The sequence below is a fragment of the Mixta sp. Marseille-Q2659 genome, assembly GCF_940807255.1.
Taxonomy (GTDB): Bacteria; Pseudomonadota; Gammaproteobacteria; order Enterobacterales; family Enterobacteriaceae; genus Mixta.
In genome coordinates this window covers 117,088-139,506 of record NZ_CALNWY010000005.1, presented here as the reverse complement: position 1 = coordinate 139,506, position 22,419 = coordinate 117,088, and the positions used below count along the sequence as shown (strand labels likewise).

At 56.0% G+C, this 22,419-nt stretch carries 18 protein-coding genes and 2 pseudogenes; 12 read left to right on the top strand and 8 right to left on the bottom strand.

Features of this window, described 5'->3' with window-relative positions:
* Positions 1–2: 2 nt before the first annotated feature.
* A pseudogene (locus tag P3C52_RS05870) lies at positions 3–2,453 on the top strand (fimbria/pilus outer membrane usher protein).
* A complete protein-coding gene (locus P3C52_RS05865) occupies positions 2,450–3,439 on the top strand; it encodes a spore coat U domain-containing protein (protein WP_275554241.1) in 990 nt (329 codons plus the stop codon). Before P3C52_RS05870 ends, P3C52_RS05865 begins: the two are co-directional and overlap by 4 nt.
* Here P3C52_RS05865 and P3C52_RS05860 read toward each other — a convergent pair whose 3' ends face one another.
* The gene (locus P3C52_RS05860; RefSeq protein ID WP_275554240.1) at positions 3,440–4,759 is read right to left on the bottom strand and encodes an MFS transporter; all 1,320 of its coding nucleotides are present in this window, start codon (positions 4,757–4,759) and stop codon (positions 3,440–3,442) included.
* Positions 4,760–5,075: 316 nt separating this feature from the next.
* On the opposite strand from P3C52_RS05860, the gene P3C52_RS05855 reads away from it, so the two are divergent.
* Positions 5,076–5,969, top strand: coding sequence for an SDR family oxidoreductase (locus tag P3C52_RS05855; protein WP_275554239.1), 894 nt, complete (start codon positions 5,076–5,078; stop codon positions 5,967–5,969).
* Between the two features lie 58 nt (positions 5,970–6,027).
* On the opposite strand, the gene exbD is transcribed toward P3C52_RS05855, so the two are convergent.
* Together exbD and exbB are read right to left on the bottom strand one after the other, a co-directional pair.
* The gene (gene exbD, locus P3C52_RS05850) at positions 6,028–6,450 is read right to left on the bottom strand and encodes a TonB system transport protein ExbD (protein ID WP_275554238.1); all 423 of its coding nucleotides are present in this window, start codon (positions 6,448–6,450) and stop codon (positions 6,028–6,030) included.
* A gap of 5 nt (positions 6,451–6,455) precedes the next feature.
* The gene (exbB, locus tag P3C52_RS05845) at positions 6,456–7,178 is read right to left on the bottom strand and encodes a tol-pal system-associated acyl-CoA thioesterase (RefSeq protein WP_275554302.1); all 723 of its coding nucleotides are present in this window, start codon (positions 7,176–7,178) and stop codon (positions 6,456–6,458) included.
* A 366-nt stretch (positions 7,179–7,544) separates the two neighbouring features.
* On the opposite strand from exbB, the gene P3C52_RS05840 reads away from it, so the two are divergent.
* From P3C52_RS05840 to P3C52_RS05820, 5 genes are all read left to right on the top strand, one after another.
* Positions 7,545–8,519, top strand: coding sequence for a TRAP transporter substrate-binding protein (locus tag P3C52_RS05840; protein ID WP_275554237.1), 975 nt, complete (start codon positions 7,545–7,547; stop codon positions 8,517–8,519).
* A 50-nt stretch (positions 8,520–8,569) separates the two neighbouring features.
* Positions 8,570–9,076, top strand: a complete 507-nt coding sequence (locus P3C52_RS05835) for a TRAP transporter small permease (RefSeq protein ID WP_275554236.1) — start codon at positions 8,570–8,572, stop codon at positions 9,074–9,076.
* A gap of 13 nt (positions 9,077–9,089) precedes the next feature.
* Positions 9,090–10,376 carry a TRAP transporter large permease gene (locus tag P3C52_RS05830; protein WP_275554301.1) on the top strand — a complete coding sequence of 429 codons (1,287 nt, stop codon included), beginning with the start codon at positions 9,090–9,092 and terminating at the stop codon, positions 10,374–10,376.
* Between the two features lie 127 nt (positions 10,377–10,503).
* The gene (gene metC, locus P3C52_RS05825; RefSeq protein ID WP_275554235.1) at positions 10,504–11,697 is read left to right on the top strand and encodes a cystathionine beta-lyase; all 1,194 of its coding nucleotides are present in this window, start codon (positions 10,504–10,506) and stop codon (positions 11,695–11,697) included.
* 248 nt (positions 11,698–11,945) lie between these two features.
* Positions 11,946–12,605, top strand: coding sequence for a DedA family protein (locus P3C52_RS05820; RefSeq protein WP_275554234.1), 660 nt, complete (start codon positions 11,946–11,948; stop codon positions 12,603–12,605).
* An 18-nt stretch (positions 12,606–12,623) separates the two neighbouring features.
* On the opposite strand, the gene P3C52_RS05815 is transcribed toward P3C52_RS05820, so the two are convergent.
* Positions 12,624–13,517: an AraC family transcriptional regulator gene (locus P3C52_RS05815; RefSeq protein ID WP_275554300.1), complete on the bottom strand. Its 894-nt coding sequence runs from the start codon at positions 13,515–13,517 to the stop codon at positions 12,624–12,626.
* Positions 13,518–13,717: 200 nt separating this feature from the next.
* Here P3C52_RS05815 and dkgA point away from each other — a divergent pair, with 200 nt between their 5' ends.
* Complete coding sequence (gene dkgA, locus P3C52_RS05810) at positions 13,718–14,542, top strand: 2,5-didehydrogluconate reductase DkgA (RefSeq protein WP_275554233.1); 825 nt, start codon at positions 13,718–13,720, stop codon at positions 14,540–14,542.
* An 18-nt stretch (positions 14,543–14,560) separates the two neighbouring features.
* Here dkgA and ftsP read toward each other — a convergent pair whose 3' ends face one another.
* From ftsP to parC, 3 genes are all read right to left on the bottom strand, one after another.
* Positions 14,561–15,985: a cell division protein FtsP gene (ftsP, locus tag P3C52_RS05805; RefSeq protein ID WP_275554232.1), complete on the bottom strand. Its 1,425-nt coding sequence runs from the start codon at positions 15,983–15,985 to the stop codon at positions 14,561–14,563.
* Positions 15,986–16,083: 98 nt separating this feature from the next.
* The gene (locus P3C52_RS05800; protein ID WP_275554231.1) at positions 16,084–16,821 is read right to left on the bottom strand and encodes a 1-acylglycerol-3-phosphate O-acyltransferase; all 738 of its coding nucleotides are present in this window, start codon (positions 16,819–16,821) and stop codon (positions 16,084–16,086) included.
* A 114-nt stretch (positions 16,822–16,935) separates the two neighbouring features.
* Entirely contained in the window at positions 16,936–19,209 is a 2,274-nt protein-coding gene (gene parC, locus P3C52_RS05795) for a DNA topoisomerase IV subunit A (protein WP_275554230.1), read from the bottom strand.
* Between the two features lie 274 nt (positions 19,210–19,483).
* Here parC and P3C52_RS05790 point away from each other — a divergent pair, with 274 nt between their 5' ends.
* Genes P3C52_RS05790 through P3C52_RS05780 form a run of 3 tightly spaced genes read left to right on the top strand, consistent with a single transcriptional unit; the run spans position 19,484 to position 20,890 of the window.
* A complete protein-coding gene (locus P3C52_RS05790) occupies positions 19,484–20,065 on the top strand; it encodes an NAD(P)H-dependent oxidoreductase (protein WP_275554229.1) in 582 nt (193 codons plus the stop codon).
* Between the two features lie 32 nt (positions 20,066–20,097).
* Positions 20,098–20,433 (top strand): putative quinol monooxygenase, encoded by a 336-nt coding sequence (locus tag P3C52_RS05785; protein WP_275554228.1) that lies wholly within the window; start codon positions 20,098–20,100, stop codon positions 20,431–20,433.
* Positions 20,434–20,455: 22 nt separating this feature from the next.
* Complete coding sequence (locus P3C52_RS05780) at positions 20,456–20,890, top strand: hypothetical protein (RefSeq protein ID WP_275554299.1); 435 nt, start codon at positions 20,456–20,458, stop codon at positions 20,888–20,890.
* 38 nt (positions 20,891–20,928) lie between these two features.
* Here the strand turns inward: P3C52_RS05780 and P3C52_RS05775 are convergent.
* Positions 20,929–21,658, bottom strand: a pseudogene (locus P3C52_RS05775) (porin).
* Positions 21,659–22,419 lie beyond the last annotated feature (761 nt).

Below are 22,419 nucleotides of genomic sequence, written 5' to 3'. Positions count from 1 at the left end.
TTATGAACATCGCTTTCCGTTTCGGACTGCGGCGCTGTTCGCTGGCTATCGCCGGTCTGTACGGCTGTCTTACGCCCTTAAGCGGCGACGCGGAAACCTTTTCTTCCCTGCCGCCGCCGCCGTCAGCCAGCGCCGCGCAGAGCGAAAGTCCGCAATATATGCTCTCCCTGGTGGTAAACCAGCAGGAGGGCGCAATCGTGCCGGTGATCTTTCGCAACGGCCACTATTGGTTGCGCGCGGGCGATTTACAGCGGGCCGGCCTGCCGCCGGAAAAGCTCAGCGGCGCGGAAGTGGATGTTTCCGCCATGCCGGAGGTACGGGCGGAATATGACAGCCAGCGTCAACGCCTGTTGTTGACCGTTCCCGCCGCCTGGCTGCCCGCACAAACCTTTCGCGGCGAAGAGAACGCGCCGCGTTATCCGGGCCGTAGCAGCACCGGCGCGCTGTTGAACTACGATTTTTACACCAGCCGTAACAGTCAGTCCGGCAGCCGCCTCTCAGCCTGGAATGAGTTCAGGCTGTTTGGCGCGGCGGGACAGTTTTCATCGAACGGCGTCTGGCAGCAGCAGCTTAGCGGTGGCGAAAGTTACCTTAACGAAGGCTATATACGCTACGACAGCTGGTGGAGCTATGAGGATGAAAACCGTGTGCTGAGCTGGCGCGTGGGCGATCTGATCACCGATGCGCTGAGCTGGAGCAGCAGCGTGCGGCTTGGCGGCATCCAGCTGTCACGCGATTTTAGCGTGCGGCCAGATATTGTTACCTGGCCGCTGCCGACCTTTGCCGGTCAGGCAGCGGTGCCTTCTACTGTCGATCTGTTCGTTAACGGCTACCGTTCGAGCAGCAATCAGGTGCAGCCCGGCCCCTGGACGATGACCAATATGCCGTTTGTTAACGGCGCTGGTGATGCGGTGGTGGTGACGACCGATGCGGTGGGCCGTCGGGTCAGTACCGCGCTGCCCTTTTATGTGTCCAGCGATCTGTTGAAGCCCGGCCTGTCCGATTTTTCATTCTCCGCCGGGGCGCTGCGGAACAATTATGGCATCAAAAACTTCGATTACGGCACGGCGGCGGCCAGCGGGTCCTGGCGTTACGGCCTGACCGACTGGCTGACGCTGGAAACCCATGCGGAAGGCGCAGAGAGTCTGGCGCTGGGCGGCGGCGGCGCGCAGGTGAAGCTCGGCGCTTTCGGCGTGGTAAACGGCGCGCTGGCGCAAAGCCGCATGGCTGGTGACAGTGGTACGCAGCACAGCTGGGGCTATCAATATAACAACCGCTGGTTCAGCCTCGGTACCCAGCACACGATACGCAGCGCGGAATTTGCCGATCTGGCGCTTTACAGCACGCGCAGCAGCGACGTTAACGATATTACCTGGTCGCTTAGCCGCCGCAGCGCGCAGTATAACGCCAGCGTGTCGCTGAGCCGCTTCGGCAATCTGGGCGCCGCCTTTATTGATATCACCAGCGGCAGCGGCGATCGCACCCGCTTGTGGAATCTCTCCTGGAGTAAAAATATCTGGGGCAACAGCAGCCTTTATGTGGCCGCTTCGCGCGATATCGGCAGCGGAGAGTGGACCGGCGCGGTTTCGTTGATTATCCCGTTTGGCGAACGCGGCAGCGCCAGTCTGAATCTGGAACGCAATCAACAAGGCCATAACGCGCAGCGCGTCTATCTTTCGCAATCGATGCCCAGCGACGGCGGCTTTGCCTGGGATGCCTCCTGGGCCAGGCAGAGCAGCGACGGCGATTATCGCCAGGGTAGCCTGCGCTGGCGTAATCAGAAGATTGATACCTCCGCCGGTTTCTACGGCGACAGTGAAAACCATACCGAATGGGCCGATCTTACCGGTTCGCTGGTGCTGATGGACAATCGCCTGTTTGCCGCTAACGCCATTAACGACGCCTTTGTGCTGGTGAAAACCGGCTATCCGCAGGTGACGGTACGCTATGAGAACCAGGCGATGGGACGCACCGATAGCGACGGCTATCTGCTGGTGCCGCGTATCAGCTCTTACTATCCGGCAAAATATGATATTGACGCGCTTGATCTGCCGCCGGATATGACGGTGCCGCGCACAGAGCAGCGCTTTGCGGTAAAACGGCAAAGCGGCTTTTTATTGGATTTCCCCGTTGAGCCGCTGCGCGCTGCCAGCGTGATTTTCCACGATCGGCAAGGCAACCCGCTGCCGGTTTCCAGTCAAGTACTGCGCGCCGGCGAGCCGACGGAATATGTTGGCTGGGATGGGCTGGCCTGGCTGAATAACCTGAAGGGCGACAATGCGATTGAGATTGTTGCGCCGGATGGCCGCCGCTGTACGACGCACCTCGCTATCGCCTAGGGGCGGCCGCAGGCGTTAAAAATCTACGGCCCCGTGATCTGCGCCCTGCCGGAAGCGCCGAACGGCGCGCCGGAAAGCGTATCCACTAATTCTACCGCAGGTATATTGCCATGAGCGTCAGGCTGTTACTGTTGTTAACCCTGCTGTTAAGCAGCTTTAGCGGGACGCTGTGGGCGGCCTGTACGTTGCCCTCCTCGACCGTCAGCTTCGGCTCGGTAACTTCTTTTACGGTGAATACCACCGCCAGCACCAGCTCTACCACGGCGAACGTCAACTGCGGCTCCGGCAATACGCTATCGCTGCTGTCAGGAAACAATATTACGCTGCGTCTCGCCAGCGCCTCGGCCACGTCCGGCACACGCGGCACCTTAACGCTGAATGGTGCCGCCGGCGGCGATAATATTCCCGTACAGCTTTGTACCGCCGCGAACTGCGCCACGGAAATGACCATCGGCGCCACGGCGATTACCTATAACTCGACGCAGCTGGTGAACCTGATCGGCCTGCTCGGTGGGCTTAACTTTTCGATACCGCTCTACCTGCGCACCCTGCCCGGTCAGGTGGTTGCCGCCGGAACCTACAGCGGCACTCTGAATCTGGCCGTCACCTACCGGATTTGTACCGGCATTGCCGCGCTTGGCATCTGTCTTGCTGGCCAGGATCAGAACGGCTCCGGCATGATTCCCATTACCGTGACGCTAACCATTACCAACGATTGCACCACCATTACCGCGCCGAATATTAGCTTCGGCAGCGCGCCGCTGGTCAGCGGCTTCTCCGCCGTCTCGCAGTCAATTAACGTGGTCTGCACCAAAGGCAGCACCTATACGGTGGGATTAAGCAACGGCAATAACGCCAACGGCAGTGTGCGCAATATGGCTAACGGCAGCAATCGCCTGAGCTATGAAATTTATAAAGGCAGCAGCACCAACCGCTGGGGGCCATCCGGCACCGAGCGCCAGTCGAGCGCCAATGCCACCACGGTCAGCAGCGATGGCTTAACGCGCACGTTCCCCTATACCGCACGCGTTTTAACCACCCAAACCACGCCGCCTGCGGGCAACTATACCGACAGCGTGGTGGTGGATCTGGCCTTTTGATTACAGTGCGGTGACAGCTATTCCGTTCTGGCGCGTTTGGTACTGTTTTAACAGACGCCGAATAATCAGCGTGCCGAGCAGGCCGCAAACCGCAGCGATGGTGAGCCAGACGCCAGGCATCGCCTTATCGCCGGTCGCGTGGATCAGATAGCTGGAGATGGCAGGTGTAAAACCACCGAACAGCGCGGTCGCCAGGCTGTAGGCCAGCGAGAAACCGCAGGCGCGTACTTCAGCAGGCATCACCTCAGCCAGATAAACCACCATCGCGCCGTTATAGCTGGCGTAGAGGAAAGAGAGCCAAAGCTCCGCCTCCAGCAGATGGGCGAACGAAGGCGATCCTACCAGCCAGTGCAGTACAGGCCAGGCTGTCAGGATCATTAAACAGGTAAAAACGATTAATAGCGGTCGGCGTCCTACCCGATCGGAGAGCGCCCCCATCAACGGCAGCCAGAACAGGTTAGAGAGGCCGATGCAGAGCGTGACGAGAAAGCTCTGTTTATCGCTCATCATCAACACGGTTTTACCAAAGGTCGGCGTAAAGGCGGTGATCATATAAAACATAACGGTTGTAGTGACCACCATCAGCATACCCGCCAGCACCAGCGCCCAGTTGCTGGCGACCGAGCGCACAATCGCCCGCATTGACGGATGCTGCTTACGCTGGCTGAACGCTTCGGTCTCCTCCAGCATCCGGCGGATCCAGAACAGAAACGGCACGATCAGACAGCCGACAACAAACGGAATACGCCAGCCCCAGTCGGTTACCTGCTGCGGCGCCAGCAGATGGTTTAACAGCAAGCCCAGCAGCGCGGCGAAGATTACCGCGATTTGCTGGCTGCCGGACTGCCAACTGACGTAAAAGCCTTTGCGTCCTTTTGGCGCGACTTCAGAGAGATAGACGGAGACGCCGCCCAGCTCGACGCCAGCGGAGAAGCCCTGCAGTAGCCGGCCCAGCAGGATCAATATGGGCGCGACGACCCCGAGCGTGGCATATCCCGGAACGCAGGCGATGGTCAGTGTACCCAATGCCATTAATCCCAGCGTCAGCAACAGCCCTTTGCGGCGTCCGTGGTGATCAATATAAGCGCCAAGGATGATGGCGCCTAACGGGCGCATTAAGAATCCTGCGCCGAAGGTCATCAGCGTTAGCATTAGTGAGGCGAATGGATTGTCGCCAGGAAAGAAGGTCTTGGCTATGGCGCTGGCATAATAGCCAAACACCATAAAATCATACATTTCCAGAAAATTGCCGCTGGTTACGCTAAAGATCGTTTTGGCACCGCTGCGGCGAGGCTTATGTAAATGCTCTACTGAGTTCATATTGGCTTCCTTGTGTTTTTCTCCCTTTTAGCCCGTTCAACAGGCTGATAACGTGACCCTGCTCACCATTGCAGTTTACAAATCGATCTGTTTAGTAACCATTTTTTAACAGAATTGTTATCCTTTGTGTTTATGCGGCGCAACCGCTCTTTTCTCGTACATTATTCATATTTGCTCATATTTATTCGCATTTTCCCGCTGCGTTTTTTCCCTGTAACTACAGCAACCTGGCGATGCAAATGTTACAGCACTCGACATCGCTGCAGTTTCTCCTAGCCTTAACAGTGAAATTTCTTTTAATAAATCAGGAGGAAACATGGCAGACCAGAATAAAATGCAGAATCCTCTTACCCAGTATTACACCGGTGAATACCCGAAACAGCGTCAGCCCGCGCCAGGCATCCAGCAGGATATGCAGCCTGTGCCGGACTGCGGCGAGAAAAGTTATCGCGGCAGCCAGCGGCTGGAAGGTCGTAAAGCGCTGGTGACCGGCGCTGATTCCGGTATTGGCCGTGCTGCCGCTATCGCTTATGCGCGTGAAGGCGCAGACGTCGCTATTAACTACCTGCCTGCCGAGCAGCGTGATGCGGAAGAAGTGGCTAACTATATTCGTGAAGCGGGCCGCAATGTGGTGCTGATCCCGGGCGATGTCAGCGACGAGGCTTTCTGTAAGCAGCTGGTCACGCAGGCGCACGAAGCGCTGGGCGGGCTGGATATTCTGGCGCTGGTAGCCGGTAAGCAGGTCGCGGTAGAAAATATTGCCGAGCTGACCACCGAACAGTTCCGTAAAACTTACGAAACTAACGTATTTGCCCTGTTCTGGATTACGCAGGCCGCGATCCCGCTGTTGCCGGAAGGCGCGTCGATTATTACAACCTCGTCGATTCAGGCTTATCAGCCAAGCCCGCATCTGCTGGACTACGCTTCGACCAAAGCGGCAATTCTGGCCTATACCCGCGCGCTGGCCAAACAGGTGGCGGAGAAAGGTATTCGCGTCAACAGCGTGGCGCCAGGCCCAATCTGGACCGCATTGCAGATAGCTGGCGGACAGCCGCAGGAGAAACTGCCGGAGTTCGGTAAACAGACGCCAATGAAACGTGCCGGTCAGCCTGCCGAGCTGGCTGGGGTTTATGTCTACCTGGCTTCGCAGGAATCAAGCTACGTCACGGCGGAAGTCCACGGCGTGACCGGTGGTGAACACCTGGGCTAAGTTTTCAGCCATAAAAAAACCGGAGCTTTGGCTCCGGTTTTTTTATGGTCGGGAAGCGCTATTTCTGTGCGCTTTCCATGCCCATCAGGCCAATCTTCAGATAACCCGCACCGCGTAACGCATCCATGGCGCTCATCAGCGTTTCATAATCCACAGACTTATCGGCCTGGAAGAAGATAGTGGTATCTTTCTTGCCTTCCGTCTGCGCGTTCAGCACCTCGATCAGCTTATCTTTGGAAACCGCTTCATTGCCGATAAACATCTGCTTATCTTCTTTAATAGAAAGATAAACCGGTTTTTCCGGTCGCGGCTGCGGCGCGCTGGTGGAAGCCGGTAAGTTCACCCTGACATCTACCGTTGCCAGCGGCGCGGCCACCATGAAAATAATTAACAGCACCAACATAACGTCGATAAACGGCGTCACGTTGATTTCGTGCATTTCGCCGTTACTGTCCAAATCGTCATTTAACCGCATCGCCATAACGCTTAACCTACCCGCAGTTTGTGAGCATTCTGAACCGGCTGTGCGCCGCTGTTGCTGCGCGCTAAATCGAGGTCACGGCTTTGCAGCAGCAGCACCTGCGCCGCCACGTCGCCAAGGCCCGCTTTATAGCTGGCGATCATACGCGCGAAAATGTTGTAGGTCACGACCGCCGGGATGGCGGCAATCAGGCCGATTGCGGTTGCCAGCAGCGCTTCTGCGATACCCGGCGCAACCACCGCCAGGTTGGTAGTCTGGGTTTGCGCAATGCCGATAAAGCTGTTCATGATGCCCCACACCGTACCGAACAGGCCGATAAAGGGCGCGACGGAACCGATGGTGGCAAGGAAGCCGTTACCACGACCGGCGTGACGGCTAATGGCAGCAACGCGACGTTCCAGACGGAAGCCGGTACGCTCTTTAATGCCTTCGTTATCGTCGGAGCCTGTGGACAGCTCCAGCTCATTCTGCGCTTCCTGCAGCAGCAGCGTGCTTTGGCTACGTGCATGGAAGTTTTCGCTCAGCTCGGCGGCCTGACGCAGCGAACGCGCATCTGCCAGCGCCTGCTGCTCGTGTTTCAGGCGACGGCGCGCCGACGTTAGTTCGGTAAATTTGCCGAAGAAGATGGCCCAGGTGACGACGGACGCCAGAAGCAGCCCAATCATTACCGCTTTTACCACGATGTCCGCATGTTCAAACATGCCCCAGACGGAAAGATCCGCCTGCATCAGCTCACTGGTTACCACGCTATTTCTCCAACCTTAAGGGAATTCGTCAAAACAGGTCGGGATCATACCAAAACAAGAGTGAATTGATAGTAGTTCTCATTAGTATTTACAAACATTTCTGAGTCCTGGGCCGCCCCAGAAGCGGTGGGTAACTGCGATGTTATCGGTTAGTTTTTAAACTGTGACGCTGCGTATAAATTTATTAAAACATCGTTTTAATTTTGTGATGCAATTCATTCAATTCATCTACGCCAATTTTCCGCCAACGCAATTTATCTATAGTGAATCAGCCCTGCTGGCAGCTCTCTTTCCCTACCCTTCTTTCCGCCAGAGACGGGGTTCCCTTTAAGCGCAGGAGAACAATAGATGAAACTGAAAAAACTGTTGCTGGCGTTATCGCTGGCATCCACCGCGCTGTTTACCTGCGCCGCCTCAGCTAAAGTGCTGAAGGTGGCGGAAGTCCAGCCCGCCGGTTATCCCACCGTTGTTGCGCTTGAACATATGGGGGAGAAGCTGAAACAGGCCACCGATGGACGGCTGGAGATGCGCGTTTACGCGGGCGGCACGCTGGGCGATGAGGAGCAAACGCTTCAGCAGGTGCAAATCGGCGCGGTGGATATGATCCGCGTATCGCTGGCACCCGTTTCCACCCTGGCCCCGGAAACGAGCGTGCTGACGCTGCCCTATATTTTCCGCGATGAAGCCCATATGCACAGCGTGCTGGACGGCGAAATCGGCAAAGCGATCGCCAACAAGTTCGATAACGATCCCAATACCCGGATGGTGTTTCTCGGCTGGACCGACGCTGGCGTGCGTAACATGATCACCAAAAAGCCCGTTACGAAGCCTGACGATTTGAAAGGGATGAAAATTCGCGTGCAGAACAGCGCCATCTCGCTGGCGACGCTGAAGGCGATGGGCGCGAATCCGGTGGCGATGGGCGTCAGCGAAGTCTTCAGCGCCATGCAGACCGGCGTGGTGGACGGTACGGAAAACAATCCGCCAACCTTCGTCGCCCACAACTATATGCCGGTCGCAAAATATTACACGCTGACCGGCCACTTTATTCAGCCAGAAATGATCCTGTTCTCGAAACGCTCCTGGGACAAGCTGTCGGCAGAAGATCAGGCGCTGCTGCGCAAGCTGGGTAAAGAAGCGCAGGAGGATGAGCGCAAGCTGTGGGCCGAGTATAACCAGCAGTCGCTGGATAAGATGAAGGCAGGCGGCGTGACCTTCCAGCAGATCGATCGCGACTATTTTGTGAAGGCGACGCAGCCGGTGCGCGATCAGTATGGCAAGAACTATCAGGATCTGATGCAGCAAATCGCTGCGGTGAAATAACCCTCTTTGCGCCGCGAACCCTCGCGGCGCTCCTAACCAGGTAAAACATCATGTCTGCCTATTCACGTCTGATGGATGCGGTCTATCTGCTGTGCATGACGATCGCCGCAATTGCGCTGATGATCATGGTGACGGTGATCCCGATCGGCATTTTCGCCCGCTATGTACTGAACGATGCGCTCTCCTGGCCGGAGCCGGTCGCCATTGTTTGTATGATTATTTTTACCTTTATCGGCGCGCCGGTCGGATTCCGTGCCGGCACGCATATTTGCGTATCGATGGTGACCGACCGTCTGTCGCCGCGCGGCCAGAAAATTGCCGCCATCGTCAGCGATCTGCTAATGCTGGCGGCCTGCCTGATTATTTTCCAGGCCAGCTATGCGCTGTGCGAAGCGATGTGGCTCCAGCCGCAGGCTTCGCTGCCCGCCGTCACCTTTGGCCAGATGTATCTGCCTATTCCGGTTGGCGCGCTGCTGACCATTCTGTTTGTGATTGAGCGCCTGCTGTGCGGCGATCAGTCCGCCCGCCCGCTGGTCAGCCTCGGCGGCACCCACTGATTCGGAGCTTATGATGGACGCACTGATCTTAGTAGGCAGTATGATGGTTCTGTTGCTGATCGGTTTCCCGGTGGCGTTTGCCGTCGGCCTTAGCGCTTTTATCGGCGCCTGGTGGATCGATCTGCCGCTGGAAGCGGTGGTGATCCAGATTACCAACGGCGTAAATAAATTTTCGCTGCTCACCATTCCCTTCTTTATTCTGGCGGGCGCGATTATGGCGGAAGGCGGCATCGCTCGCCGGCTGGTTAACTTCGCCTATATCTTTGTCGGCTTTATTCGCGGCGGCCTGTCGCTGGTGAATATCGTCGCCTCAACCTTTTTCGGCGCCATTTCCGGCTCGTCGGTGGCGGATACCGCCTCTATTGGCTCGGTGATGATCCCGCAGATGGAGGAGAAAGGCTATCCGCGCGACTTCGCCGCCGCGGTGACCGCCAGCGGATCGGTGCAGGCGGTGCTGACGCCGCCCAGCCACAACTCAGTGATCTATTCGCTGGCGACCGGCGGCGTGGTAACCATCTCCTCGCTGTTTGTCGCCGGGATTTTTCCCGGCCTGCTGCTGGGATTGTGCCTGATGATTATGTGCCTGGGCTTTGCGCGCAAACGCGGCTATCCGCGCGGCGAGCGTATTCCCTTCAAACAGGCGGTAAAGATCTTTTTCGACGCCTTCTGGGGCCTGTTTACCGTGGTGATTATTCTCGGCGGTATTCTCTCCGGCATTTTTACCGCGTCGGAATCGGCGGCGATCGCCTGCATCTGGGCCTTTTTCGTCACCATGTTTATCTACCGCGACTTCAAATGGAACCAGCTGCATATCCTGCTGTTTCGCACCATTAAAACCGTCACCATCGTGATGGTGCTGATCGCCTTTGCATCCGGCTTCGGCGCGGTCATGACCTTTATGCAGCTGCCGCAGCTGATCACCGAGTTTTTCACCAGTGTGTCCGATAATAAGTACGTCATTCTGATGTGCATTAACGTTCTGCTGCTGGTGATCGGCACGCTGATGGATATGGCGCCGATTATTCTGATCCTGACGCCAGTGCTGCTGCCGGTGACTAATGCGCTGGGTGTCGATCCGGTTCACTTCGGCATGATTATGATGATTAACCTGGGGATCGGGCTGATTACGCCGCCGGTAGGCTCCGTACTATTTGTCGCCAGCGCCGTCGGCAAACAGAAGATTGAACAGGTGGTGAAGGCGATGCTGCCGTTTTACTGCCTGCTGTTTGTGGTGCTGTTGCTGATTACCTATGTTCCGGCAATTTCGCTCTGGCTGCCGCGCATGATGGGCGTGATGTAGCTGTCGTCACCAGCCGTTGCGCCTGCGGCTGGCGACTGTCTGATAGTGGTAAATGGCTCTCAACCCTGACTGGCTAAACGTGGTAAGTTAACCGCCTTACTACGGGTTAGGCAGGACCGCTTGCAGCATGTCGAAAAAAAATATTGAAACTACCCTTATTGGCGCTGGCAGACAGAAACGTTACACACAAGGCTCAGTTAACAGCATCATTCAGCGCGCCTCCTCTCTGGTATTTGATACCGTTGCCGATAAAAAACGCGCGACCGCCGGGCGGGCGCAGGGCGAGCTGTTTTATGGCCGCCGCGGTACGCTGACCCATTTTTCTCTCCAGGAAGCGATGTGCGAACTGGAAGGCGGCGTTGGCTGTGCGCTTTATCCCTGCGGTGCGGCAGCGGTATCCAATGCCATTCTCGCTTTTGTCGAAGCGGGCGATGAAGTGCTGATGGCCGGTTCGGTTTATGAACCGACCCAGGATTTCTGCAATAAAATCCTCAGTAAGCTTGGCGTCACCACGCGCTATTTCGACCATACCCTCGGCGCCGGGATCGCTGAGCTGGTGCAGCCGCATACCAAAGTCGTGTTCCTTGAATCTCCCGCCTCGATCACGATGGAAGTGCAGGACGTTCCCGCCATCGTGCAGGCGGTACGCAGCAAAGCGCCGGACGCGATCATTATGCTGGATAATACCTGGGCCGCCGGGCTGCTGTTCCGCCCGCTGGATCACGGCGTGGATATTTCCATTCAGGCGGGCACCAAATATCTGGTCGGCCATTCCGATGCGATGATCGGCACCGCCGTCAGCAATGCGCGCTGTTGGGATACGCTGCGTGAGAACTCCTATCTGATGGGCCAGATGGTGGATGCTGATACCGCTTATGTCACCAGCCGCGGCCTGCGCACGCTGGCGGTGCGCTTGCGTCAGCATGAAGAGAGCGCGCTGGCGGTGGCGAACTGGCTGGCGGCACGCCCGGAAGTGGCGCGCGTCAATCATCCGGCGCTGGAACAGTGCCCCGGTCATCAGGCCTGGAAACGCGATTTTAGCGGCAGCAGCGGCCTGTTTTCCTTTGTGCTGGAACAAAAACTGAGCGATGAAAAGCTGGCACAATTTCTCGACGGCTTTCATCACTTCAGCATGGCCTACTCCTGGGGCGGCTTTGAATCGCTGATTCTGGCTAATCAGCCGGAGGAGCTGGCGGCCATTCGTCCGGTTAACGGCGTGGATTTCAGCGGCACGCTGGTGCGTCTGCACATTGGCCTGGAGCATATCGAGGATCTGATTGACGACCTGTCCGCCGGTTTTGCGCGTATCGCTCAGCCATAAATGGCGTAAAGCACGCTAACCTTAAACCAGAGCTTAACAGGACGTCCCCTGCCGTCTTTCTGGCAGGAAGTGAGCGGCCATTTGCAGTTACACTTATAGCCAAATAATTCAGGCTGCATCGCGGCGGCAAGTGAACGAATCCCGATGAGCTTACACAGTTAAGTGATTCGGGTGAGTGAAAGCAGCTAACAAAGATGCAGCCTGAAGTATGAAGGGTAAGACGATTACCACAGTCAACGAGGAAGCACATGGGTGTGATACATGAGATTGTTCAGGCGCTATGGCATCAGGATTTTGCCGCGCTGGCCAATCCAGATGTGGTTTGGATCGTTTATGGCATTATGTTTTTGACGCTGTTTTTAGAAAATGGCCTGCTGCCTGCTTCTTTTCTGCCGGGCGACAGCCTGCTGCTGCTGGCGGGCGCGATGATTGCCAAAGGGGTGATGGATTTTATCCCGACGCTGGTGATTCTGACCGCTGCCGCCAGCCTGGGCTGTTGGCTTAGCTATTTACAGGGCCGCTGGCTCGGCAATACCCGGCTGGTGAAAAGCTGGCTGATGCACCTGCCGGCGCAATACCATCAGCGGGCGTGGCATCTGTTTAACCGTCACGGTTTGATGGCGCTGCTGGTCGGCCGCTTTCTCGCCTTTGTGCGCACGCTGCTGCCGACGATGGCGGGCATCTCCGGCCTGAAAAACAGTCGCTTTCAGTTCTTTAACTGGCTGAGCGGCCTGCTGTGGGTAACGATTGTTGTCGCTTTTGGCTACGGTATCAGTCAGGTGCCGTTTATCAAACGCCATGAAGATCAAGTGATGGCGATTTTGATTATTCTGCCGGTCGCCCTGTTGTTCCTTGGTCTGGCGGGCAGCATCGCCCTGATCTGGAAAAAACGCCGTCAGCGCGCCTGACGGTTTGCGGCGGCGGGATTAGCCCGCCAGCCGCATCCGCGTGATCTCTTCTCCCGGCGTGACGCCGAAATAGCGCTTAAACTCGCGCGAAAACTGCGAGGCGCTTTCATAACCGACTTTCATCGCCGCCGCGCTGGCCTTTAAGCCCTCCTGCAGCATCATGTTGCGCGCCTGATGCAGCCGATAGCTTTTCAGATACTGCAGCGGCGAGGTGCTGGTCACCGCCTTAAAGTTGTGGTGAAAGGCCGAGACGCTCATATTTACTTCCGCCGCCAGCAATTCAACGCTGAGGCTATCGGTATAGCTGGTTTCAATACGCCGCAGCGCGCGCGCGATCTGGCTAAACTGCGTGTGACGGCTGACCAGCGAGAGCAGCGCGCCGCCGCAGGGGCCGACCAGCACGTAATAGAGAATTTCACGCACGATTTGCGGCCCCAGCACGCGCGCATCGCGGTCTTTCGCCATTACGTCCAGCAGCCGCTCGGTGGCGCACAGCAGCTCTTCAGAAAGAAAGGCGGAGTGAATGCCCTGATTCAGCGGCTTCGGCTGGAAGCTGTCATCGCCGTTGAGTTCAATCAGCAGATCCTGCAGGCGCGGCATATCGACATGCAGCATCAGCCCCGCCAGCGGATCTTCCGGCGTGGCAAAGGTTTCGCACTCAAACGGCAGCGGCACGGTAAGCATCAGATATTTGCTGGCGTCGTAATTAAAGGTGGTGGTGCCGATATAGCCGACCTTTTTCCCCTGAAACAGAATCACGATGCCTGGACGATACATTACCGGCGTACGGCCCCAGGTTTTATCCGCATAAAGCAGCTGCACTTCCGGCAATTCAGGCAAGGCGCCGCGTCCGGCATTACGCAACTGAATCACTTTTTGCGCCAGCAGCGCGCAGATCGCTTCCCGTTCCATTGTTTCTACCCGCATTGATTTATCCATCGGCAGTTTGCCCGCTGTTGCAGGAATTCTCCAGCGCCCTGGAGAAACAGGCAAGATTCTCGCAGAAATAAGCACGGCACCTTTGCATAATGGTTGCCGGGCGCTGAGCCGCCGCGCCATATCTCGACTAAACTTAAGCGCTATCGGGTCCAACTAACCATTAAGGAGACGTTATGGCAGACCAACCAATTATTAAACTGCGCGACGGTAATATGATGCCGCAGCTGGGACTGGGCGTCTGGCAGGCCAGCGTAGAGGAAGCGCGTAACGCGGCGCTGAAAGCGCTGGAGGTCGGCTATCGCTCAATCGATACCGCCGCTATTTATAAGAATGAGGAAGGAATAGGTCAGGCGTTACAGCAGACCGATGTGGCGCGCGACGAAATTTTCGTGACCACCAAACTGTGGAATGAGGATCAGCTGAACTGGCAGCAGGCGATGGAAAGCAGCCTGCAAAAGCTGCAGCTGGAGTATGTCGATCTCTACCTGATGCACTGGCCTTGCCCGCAAAAAGGCAATTTTGTCGAGGCCTGGAAAGGGATGATTGAACTGCAGCAGCAGGGCCTGGCGAAAAGTATCGGCGTCTGTAATTTTCAGGAGACGCATCTGAAGCGGCTGATTGATGAAACGGGCGTGACGCCGGTAGTAAATCAGATAGAGCTGCACCCGATGCTTCAGCAGCGCGAGCTGCATGCCTGGAACGCCATGCACCAGATCCAGACGGAGTCCTGGAGCCCGCTGGCCCAGGGCGGCAAAGGCGTGTTCGATCAGGAAGTGATTAAGCAGCTGGCGAAAAAGTATGGCAAAACGCCTGCACAAATCGTTATCCGCTGGCATCTGGATAGCGGACTGGTGGTTATCCCGAAATCGGTCACCCCAGCGCGTATCGAGGAAAACTTCCGCGTCTTCGATTTCCGCCTGGAGAAAACCGAAGTCACCGAAATTAGCAAAATGGACAGCGGCACGCGTCTGGGCCCGCATCCTGATGAACTGAATTAAGGTGGTTTCAGGGCGGCTTTAGCCGCCCTGCGCCGGTTGTACCAGCAATTGGCCCGCCGTGCCGCGATCGGCCATTTCCAGCGTCTGGCTGTAATAGACAAACGGGAAATGCTCAGAGGAAGGCTGATTAAAGGCCACCAGCAGTTCCACCTCGCCATCAATCCAGACCGTATCTTTCCAGCCGCGATCCTCGCCAAACGGCTGTGCGCCGTTCACGCTTTTCACCAGAAACGCGACGCCCTGAATATGAAACGCCTGCGGCGTATCGGCATGCACGATCCAGCGTTCATAGCTGCCCTGCTGCGCCTCAATATCAATGCGCGACATATCCCACAGCGCGCCGTTGATGCCCGGCTGCGCATCGCCTAAGCGCAGTTCGCGCGTGCGCACCGGCGTGCCGTCGAGGATTTGATCGGCCAGTAAACGCATCGGCAGATTATCGGTCACCAGCGGCAGCAGGCCGGTTGGCCGCAGCGTCAGGATCTGCGTCGAGGTAAGAATACTGGACGGCTCAAACAGGCCGCGCAGACGATCCATAATGCCCGCCGCAACGCCAGCGGTAATGGAGACCTCTTCGCCCTGCGACATATCCAGCAGCACTTCACGCCGCTCGCCAGGTGCCAGCGACAGCTGCTGAACCGCCACCGGCGCGGGCAAAAAGCCCTGATCGCTGGCGATCACATGGAAAGGACGGTTATCGCTCAGAACCATGTCATAACGACGGGCGTTGGAGGCGTTAAGCAGCCGCAGGCGCACCCAGCCGCGGGAAACCTCGACAAAAGGATTCTGTACGCCGTTAACCAGCAGCGTATCGCCCATCAGCCCGCCGTTTTCCGGCGGGTCATAAACCGGCACGCCGAAGTTATCAAGGCGTTTGTCCTGAATAATCAGCGGGAAATCATCTACACCGTAGTGCTTCGGAATCGGCAGCGCCTTACTGATCTCATCTTCAATCAGCCACATGCCCGCCAGCCCGTTATAGACATGCTGCGCCATGCGGTTCGGCGTACTGGCGTGATACCAGCAGGTAGCGGCGCGCTGACGTACCGGCAGCACCGGCGCCCAGTCAACGCCCGGCGACATCATACGCGGCGCGCCGCCGCACAGCGCGCCCGGCACCTGCAAGCCGCCGACGCTCATCGCGATCGGTTCGTTCAGGCGATTGTTATAGATAAGCTTAACGTCATCGCCGCTCCAGACGCGCACCGTAGGCCCCAGATAGAGGCCGTTAATGCCCCAGACCGGCACTTTGTTGGTGTCGCCGGAAAAAGACCAATGGCTGCGCTGAGCCGTAAGGAACAGCGGCTGTCCACGGCGTGACTCCAGTAACGGCGGGATCGGTAACGGCGTTTCACTGCCCCCCCCCCGAGCGCTGAACGGCAGCGCGCCCGCACACAGGGCTATGCCCGAAGCCTGTATAAATTGACGTCGACTGAAAGACATAACGACTCCATAGCGGCGCGTGCGGCGCCTGGCTGACGCGGTCCGTTTTTATTGTTGTTCAGAGATTGCTGTGGGGCCGCGACGGCGGCCCGTATGAATTATACCTTGCCGTTGGCTTCTCGCTCGGCGACTTCAGCGTCCAGCTCAGCCAGTTTGACCTGCATCAGCTCACGACAGTGCGTGGCCAGCTTGCGCACCGAGGTATCTGCAAAGGCGGTAACGTCTACCGGCGGCAGCATTTCTACAATGACCAGGCCGTTTTTCCAACGGTTCAGCTTAATTTTATTGTGCGTGGAGGAAACCACAATCGGGATGATCGGCACGCCAGCGGCTACCGCTGCGTGAAAAGCGCCGGTTTTAAACGGCAACAATCCGCGTCCGCGACTGCGCGTACCTTCCGGGAACATCCAGAAAGAGATGCGCTTTCTTTTAAATTCCTCGACCACCTGAGCGATGGTGCTGTGCGCCTTGGCACGGTTATCGCGGTCGATCAGCAAGTTGCCGGTCAGCCAGTAAAGCAGGCCGAAAAACGGGATCCACAGCAGGCTTTTTTTCCCGACGGTCACCGTGGAGGGCTGCACAATATTCGCCGCGGTAATCATGTCGTAGTTGTTCTGGTGGTTAGCAATGTAAATGGCATTGCCGTAATGTTCCGCTCCCGCCGGTTTGCGCAGTTCCACTTTCACGCCGAACAGCGGCGCCAGCTTGCCGAACAGATGGCCAAAAGTAGCGACGTGGCGTGGATTACGTGGGGAGAACAGACACCAGATACAGCCAAATACACAAACCAGAATTGAGTAAATAATAACCAAAAAGACACGTAAAATTAGCAGCATAACGACCTCATTGTGGCTTCCGCCTAAGTATACCGGCTTTATATGAAAAGACACCGGTATTGCACCGAAGCGCCGCGACGGTAAGTGGCGACGCTTCGGCTTCCGTGCCCGCTATCAGGCTTCGCTATCGTCAGCGCCAACACGCGCTGGCGCATCCACTTCAACGCGATCAATACGCTGCAGGCCGCGCGGCAACAGCGTGCCGCGACGTCCGCGCTCGGCACGGAATTTCTGCAACTCTTCAGAACGCAGCGTCAGCTTACGTTTACCTACGTAGAGCGTTATCGCGCTGCCCGGCGGCAGCAGATAGAGCCATGCCAGACGATCTTCGCCGCTGGCGGCCTGCGCCGACGGAATCGAGATAATCTTGTTGCCCTTGCCTTTCGACAGCTGCGGCAGATCGCCAACCGGGAACATCAGCATACGGCCCGCGGCGGTGATCGCCAGCAGCATATCGTCGTCGCTGTGAATCGCCATCGGCGTCATCACTTTGGCGTTCTCCGGCAGCGTCAGCAGCGCTTTACCGGCGCGATTGCGCGAGACCAGATCGGCAAAGGTGCAGACAAAACCGTAGCCGGCATCGGACGCCATCAGCAATCGCTGCTCTTCCGCCTCCATCAGCACCTGCTCCATCACCGCGCCCGGCGGCGGCGTCAGCTTACCGGTTAACGGCTCGCCCTGGCTGCGTGCCGACGGCAGCGTTGACGGATCCAGCGTATAGCTGCGTCCGGTGGAGTCGATAAAGGCGACCGGCTGGTTGCTTTTACCGCGCGCGGCGGCCAGATAGCTGTCGCCCGCTTTGTAGCTCAGGCCGGTCGGATCGATGTCATGCCCTTTGGCGCTGCGTACCCAGCCCATCTGCGACAGCACCACGGTGACCGGCTCGGACGGCATCAGCTCGTTTTCGCTGATCGCTTTTGCCTCTTCGCGCTCGTGCAGCGGCGAACGGCGGTCGTCGCCATAGGCTTCGCTGTCAGCCTGTAGCTCTTTCTTCAGCAGCGTATTCATGCGGCGTTCGGAGGCCAGCGTGGCCTGCAGCTGATCGCGCTCTTTTTCCAGCTCGCTCTGCTCGCCGCGAATTTTCATCTCTTCCAGCTTCGCCAGATGACGCAGTTTTAATTCAAGAATTGCCTCTGCCTGGGTTTCGCTGATGCCAAAACGCGACATCAGCATCGGCTTCGGCTGATCTTCGCTGCGGATGATTTCAATCACTTCATCAATATTCAGGAACGCCACCAGCAGGCCTTCCAGAATATGTAAACGCTTCAGTACCTTATCAAGACGGTATTGCAGACGGCGGCGCACCGTATCGCGGCGGAATACCAGCCATTCGCTGAGGATCTCCAGCAGGTTTTTCACCGCCGGACGGTTATCCAGCCCGATCATGTTCAGGTTAATGCGGTAGCTTTTTTCCAGATCGGTGGTGGCGAACAGATGGTTCATCACCTGATCGAGATCGACGCGGTTAGAGCGCGGCACCAGCACCAGGCGCGTCGGGTTCTCGTGATCCGACTCATCGCGCAGATCTTCAATCATCGGCAGCTTTTTATTGCGCATCTGCGCGGCAATCTGCTCCAGCACGCGCGCGCCGGAAACCTGATGCGGCAGCGCGCTGATCACCACCTCGCCATCCTCTTTTTTCCAGACGGCGCGCTGACGTACGGAACCGCGTCCGCTCTGGTAGATCTTACGGATCTCCGCGCGCGGCGTAATGATTTCCGCCTCGGTCGGGAAGTCCGGGCCCTGCACGATATCCAGCAGCTCATCAAGGCTGGTTTTTGGGTTATCGATTAGCGCCATAGTCGCCTGCGCCACTTCGCGTAGGTTGTGCGGTGGAATGTCGGTCGCCATCCCGACGGCAATGCCGGTGGTGCCGTTCAGCAGAATATTCGGCAGACGCGCCGGCAACATTTTCGGCTCGTTCAGCGTGCCGTCAAAGTTAGGGACGAAATCAACCGTGCCCTGGCCCAGCTCGCCCAGCAAAACCTCGGCGTAGCGCGACAGACGCGATTCGGTATAACGCATGGCGGCGAAGGACTTCGGATCGTCCGGCGCGCCCCAGTTCCCCTGCCCGTCCACCAACGGATAGCGGTAGGAAAACGGCTGCGCCATTAATACCATCGCTTCGTAGCAGGCGCTGTCGCCGTGTGGATGGTATTTGCCCAGCACGTCGCCCACGGTACGCGCTGATTTTTTGAATTTGGCGCTGGCGTTCAGCCCCAGCTCCGACATCGCATAGACAATGCGGCGCTGTACCGGCTTCAGGCCATCGCCAATATAGGGAAGCGCCCTGTCCATGATGACGTACATGGAATAGTTCAGGTACGCATTCTCGGTAAATTTATGCAGGGCAAGACGCTCTGCACCATCCTGCGTCAAGTCACTCATTATGATTCCTCACGTTGCGGCGGGCGGCAGCGCGCCGCATGGCGATCTGTTTGGCGAGGATAGTACCTTATCTGATGCGGGGATGTCACAGTTTAGTCATGGCGCGCGGGCACGTATAAACGGCAGCAGGTTGGCGATAAGTTTTATGTATTTTTTTAACACATTCGCACCGGATTATTGCGCCCTACGCAAAAGTGTTGTGATCAAACGCACATTTTTCTTTGCCTGATGCGCGCGTAGACTAGCCTCAGAATTTTCAACGGAGCGATAGCGAATGAGTAAGATTTTAATTCTTGATGCGGGTAAAGAATTTGCCCACTCAAAGGGCGAACTGAACCATACCATGACCGAAGTGGCAGAGAGCTTTTTACGCGATAACGGCCATGACGTGCAGGTAACACGTGTTGATGACGGCTACGATATTCAGCAGGAAGTACAGAAGTATCTGGACAGCGACGTGGTGATTTATCAGATGCCGGGCTGGTGGATGGGCGAGCCATGGATCCTGAAAAAATATATCGATGAAGTCTTTACCGAAGGCCACGGCGCGCTGTACGCCAGCGACGGCCGTACCCGTTCCGACGCCAGCAAAAAATATGGCTCAGGCGGCCTGTTACAGGGCAAAAAATATATGCTGTCGCTGACCTGGAACGCGCCGCTGGAAGCCTTTACCGATCCAGAGCAGTTCTTTGAAGGCGTTGGCGTGGATGGCCTTTACCTGCATTTCCATAAGGCTAACCAGTTCCTCGGCATGAAAGGCCTGCCTACCTTTATCTGTAACGATGTGATTAAACAGCCTGACGTGCCGCGTGATATTGCACGCTATCGTGAGCATCTGGGCAAAATCTTTGCTTAACTTAACGCATTGAAACTTTCCAGGGGCTGATTATGTTAACCGTTGTAGCTGAGATTTGCGTAAAGCCTGGCCGCCGAGAGGCAGTGCTGGCCGCCATTTATGATTTGACGCCAATCGTTCTTGCCGAAGAAGGCTGTCACAAATATCAGGCGTTGGTTGATCATCAGGCGCAGGTGCCGTGGAAGCAGAATCTGCCAAACTCCATTTTCATGCTGGAATACTGGGAGACGCTGCGCCATCTGGAACAGCATCAGCAGCAGCCGCATATGGAAGCCCATCGCGAACGTATTAAAGATGATGTGCTGGATGTGAAGATCTTCCTGATGGAGAATCCGACAGACTCCAAATCGGATTCAACATCGCTTTAAGCACAGCGGTGCGACAGGGTTGGTGGTAAAACAAAACATCCAACCCAAAGCGCATTTCACCCGATATCCCATATCGTCTACATCCCGAAGCCCCGCACCTGCGGGGCTTTTAGCTAATTCAAATTGCGTTGAGCAGACTGTATATGACACAACGTCACGCCCCGACCAGTATCAGGTTGCCGCGCTTTACTGGGCAGCGATTGCACGCGGCCACATCTTCAATGCTGCAAACAAACGTACCGCCGTTGCAAAATCGCCCTGGTATTCCTGCGGCGTAACGGGATCGCTGTTCGTGTTGGCGCTCTGGACGCCGCTATCGCAATCTCAGTTGCTGCGACGACCGGAGAAGCGGGTGTTCAACACCTGGCGGATTATCTGCGCTCCCTGGCGGTTAGTGCGCAATAAAAAAACCGCCGTCTGGCGGGTTTTATCAACAAAGCAGTATCAGAACTGGTAAACCATGCCCAGGCCTAACACGTCATCCGTCGCCAGGGTTCAGGGTTTAAACAGCATCGTCATTTTTATTCAGCAGGTTGAATTTGTAATCTGCATAAACGGCCATGTTTTTGTTGAAGTAGTAAGTAGAACCCAGCTCAATGTATTTAACCTGAGCGAACTCCTCGTCCAGCTTCTGCACTTTGGACTGTACATACGCCAGAGCGTTATCGCGGCCATTGGCGCTTTCGCCCGCGCCACGGTTGCTGCCCTGATACTGCAGAGCGAAATCCAGACCGTCAACCAGGCCAAAGAAGTTGCTGTTGCGGTAGGTCGCAATGTTATTAGCGCAACCGGTCATGAAATTGTCAGAGGCAGAGTAGGAATCGCCACCAAACACCGGCAGGATGTCGCTCATGGCTTCTACGTCTTAGATCACGCCGTAGTTACGGCCATAATCGAAAGAACCAAAATCGCCAAATTTCAGACCGGCAAAGCCCAGCCGCGTTGCGCTACCCGCGGTGCCATCTTCTTCCGCGTTGTTGGCCTGGATATTGTATTCCCACTGACCGTAGCCGGAGAGGCTATCCGTGATCTGCGTTTCGCCTTTAAAGCCCAGACGAACATACGTTGCGTCACCGTCATTGCCGTCATCTTTGGAAACAAGATGACGCGCATCAACTTTGCCATACAGATCTAATTTATTTCCGTCCTTGTTGTAAATTTCAGCTGCGTTAACTGCACCCGCGGCCAGAATTGCGGGAATTAAAATAGCGAGAACCTTTTTCATAACTAATAATCTTATATATGCGTTACTGAATAAGTCGGGGAGACAACCCGGCTGCCAACTGCAGTAACATAAACTAAGTAAAAGCACAGAATAATAAACCAGCAAGCTGTAAAGAAATGCAAAACAGTTATCTTCATAACTCATTGAAAAAAGTATTTTATCCAGTTCAAATGCCTGTCAGTTATTCCTTTAATTATTATGAACACAGGTTTTAAAAGCAGCGGAAATTAATTAAAAAATAGCAGCTAATTTTAAATAGATCGCTTATCTAAATAGAATTCCAACGGAATTAAAATAATAAAAAAAAGCAAAATTGCAATTATTATTAAGGATAGCGGATGATATTAATTATTCGACCAGAAAATTCAGACCAGGTTCCGAATTTGACAGATACCCATAACTTCATCATTTCATCCTGTTAATATTATCCTCATTAGGATAAGCCGGGCATTTCTCTATTTCGCCCAGCTTATTTTTATACGAGATAATGCTTTCAGTTCGTAATCTGTTAATCCGCATCGTTTTGTTATGGGGAAAAGCGCGCCATTCCGATCTCCGCGGAACCGGAAAAACGGATCAAAAGTGAGGTCAGCGCGCAGCTGTTTACCGCGATCGATAAAATATTCTGTATGCTTTGAGGGTAAAACCCGGCATATCACCCACACCTGTTCTGCACGGCATATCCGCAAGCCATTTCATGATGAGTCGCGCTACAACAGATAGCAGATAGCAGATAGCAGATAGCAGCCATAGTAAAACGG

Excerpts from the sequence above, each read along its gene's own strand:
- P3C52_RS05865 (WP_275554241.1), top strand. The coding sequence starts at position 2,450 with ATGAGCGTCAGGCTGTTACTGTTGTTAACCCTGCTGTTAAGCAGCTTT.
- P3C52_RS05860 (WP_275554240.1), bottom strand. The coding sequence starts at position 4,759 with ATGAACTCAGTAGAGCATTTACATAAGCCTCGCCGCAGCGGTGCCAAA.
- P3C52_RS05855 (WP_275554239.1), top strand. The coding sequence starts at position 5,076 with ATGGCAGACCAGAATAAAATGCAGAATCCTCTTACCCAGTATTACACC.
- exbD (WP_275554238.1), bottom strand. The coding sequence starts at position 6,450 with ATGGCGATGCGGTTAAATGACGATTTGGACAGTAACGGCGAAATGCAC.
- exbB (WP_275554302.1), bottom strand. The coding sequence starts at position 7,178 with ATGCAGGCGGATCTTTCCGTCTGGGGCATGTTTGAACATGCGGACATC.
- P3C52_RS05840 (WP_275554237.1), top strand. The coding sequence starts at position 7,545 with ATGAAACTGAAAAAACTGTTGCTGGCGTTATCGCTGGCATCCACCGCG.
- P3C52_RS05835 (WP_275554236.1), top strand. The coding sequence starts at position 8,570 with ATGTCTGCCTATTCACGTCTGATGGATGCGGTCTATCTGCTGTGCATG.
- P3C52_RS05830 (WP_275554301.1), top strand. The coding sequence starts at position 9,090 with ATGGACGCACTGATCTTAGTAGGCAGTATGATGGTTCTGTTGCTGATC.
- metC (WP_275554235.1), top strand. The coding sequence starts at position 10,504 with ATGTCGAAAAAAAATATTGAAACTACCCTTATTGGCGCTGGCAGACAG.
- P3C52_RS05820 (WP_275554234.1), top strand. The coding sequence starts at position 11,946 with ATGGGTGTGATACATGAGATTGTTCAGGCGCTATGGCATCAGGATTTT.
- P3C52_RS05815 (WP_275554300.1), bottom strand. The coding sequence starts at position 13,517 with ATGGAACGGGAAGCGATCTGCGCGCTGCTGGCGCAAAAAGTGATTCAG.
- dkgA (WP_275554233.1), top strand. The coding sequence starts at position 13,718 with ATGGCAGACCAACCAATTATTAAACTGCGCGACGGTAATATGATGCCG.
- ftsP (WP_275554232.1), bottom strand. The coding sequence starts at position 15,985 with ATGTCTTTCAGTCGACGTCAATTTATACAGGCTTCGGGCATAGCCCTG.
- P3C52_RS05800 (WP_275554231.1), bottom strand. The coding sequence starts at position 16,821 with ATGCTGCTAATTTTACGTGTCTTTTTGGTTATTATTTACTCAATTCTG.
- parC (WP_275554230.1), bottom strand. The coding sequence starts at position 19,209 with ATGAGTGACTTGACGCAGGATGGTGCAGAGCGTCTTGCCCTGCATAAA.
- P3C52_RS05790 (WP_275554229.1), top strand. The coding sequence starts at position 19,484 with ATGAGTAAGATTTTAATTCTTGATGCGGGTAAAGAATTTGCCCACTCA.
- P3C52_RS05785 (WP_275554228.1), top strand. The coding sequence starts at position 20,098 with ATGTTAACCGTTGTAGCTGAGATTTGCGTAAAGCCTGGCCGCCGAGAG.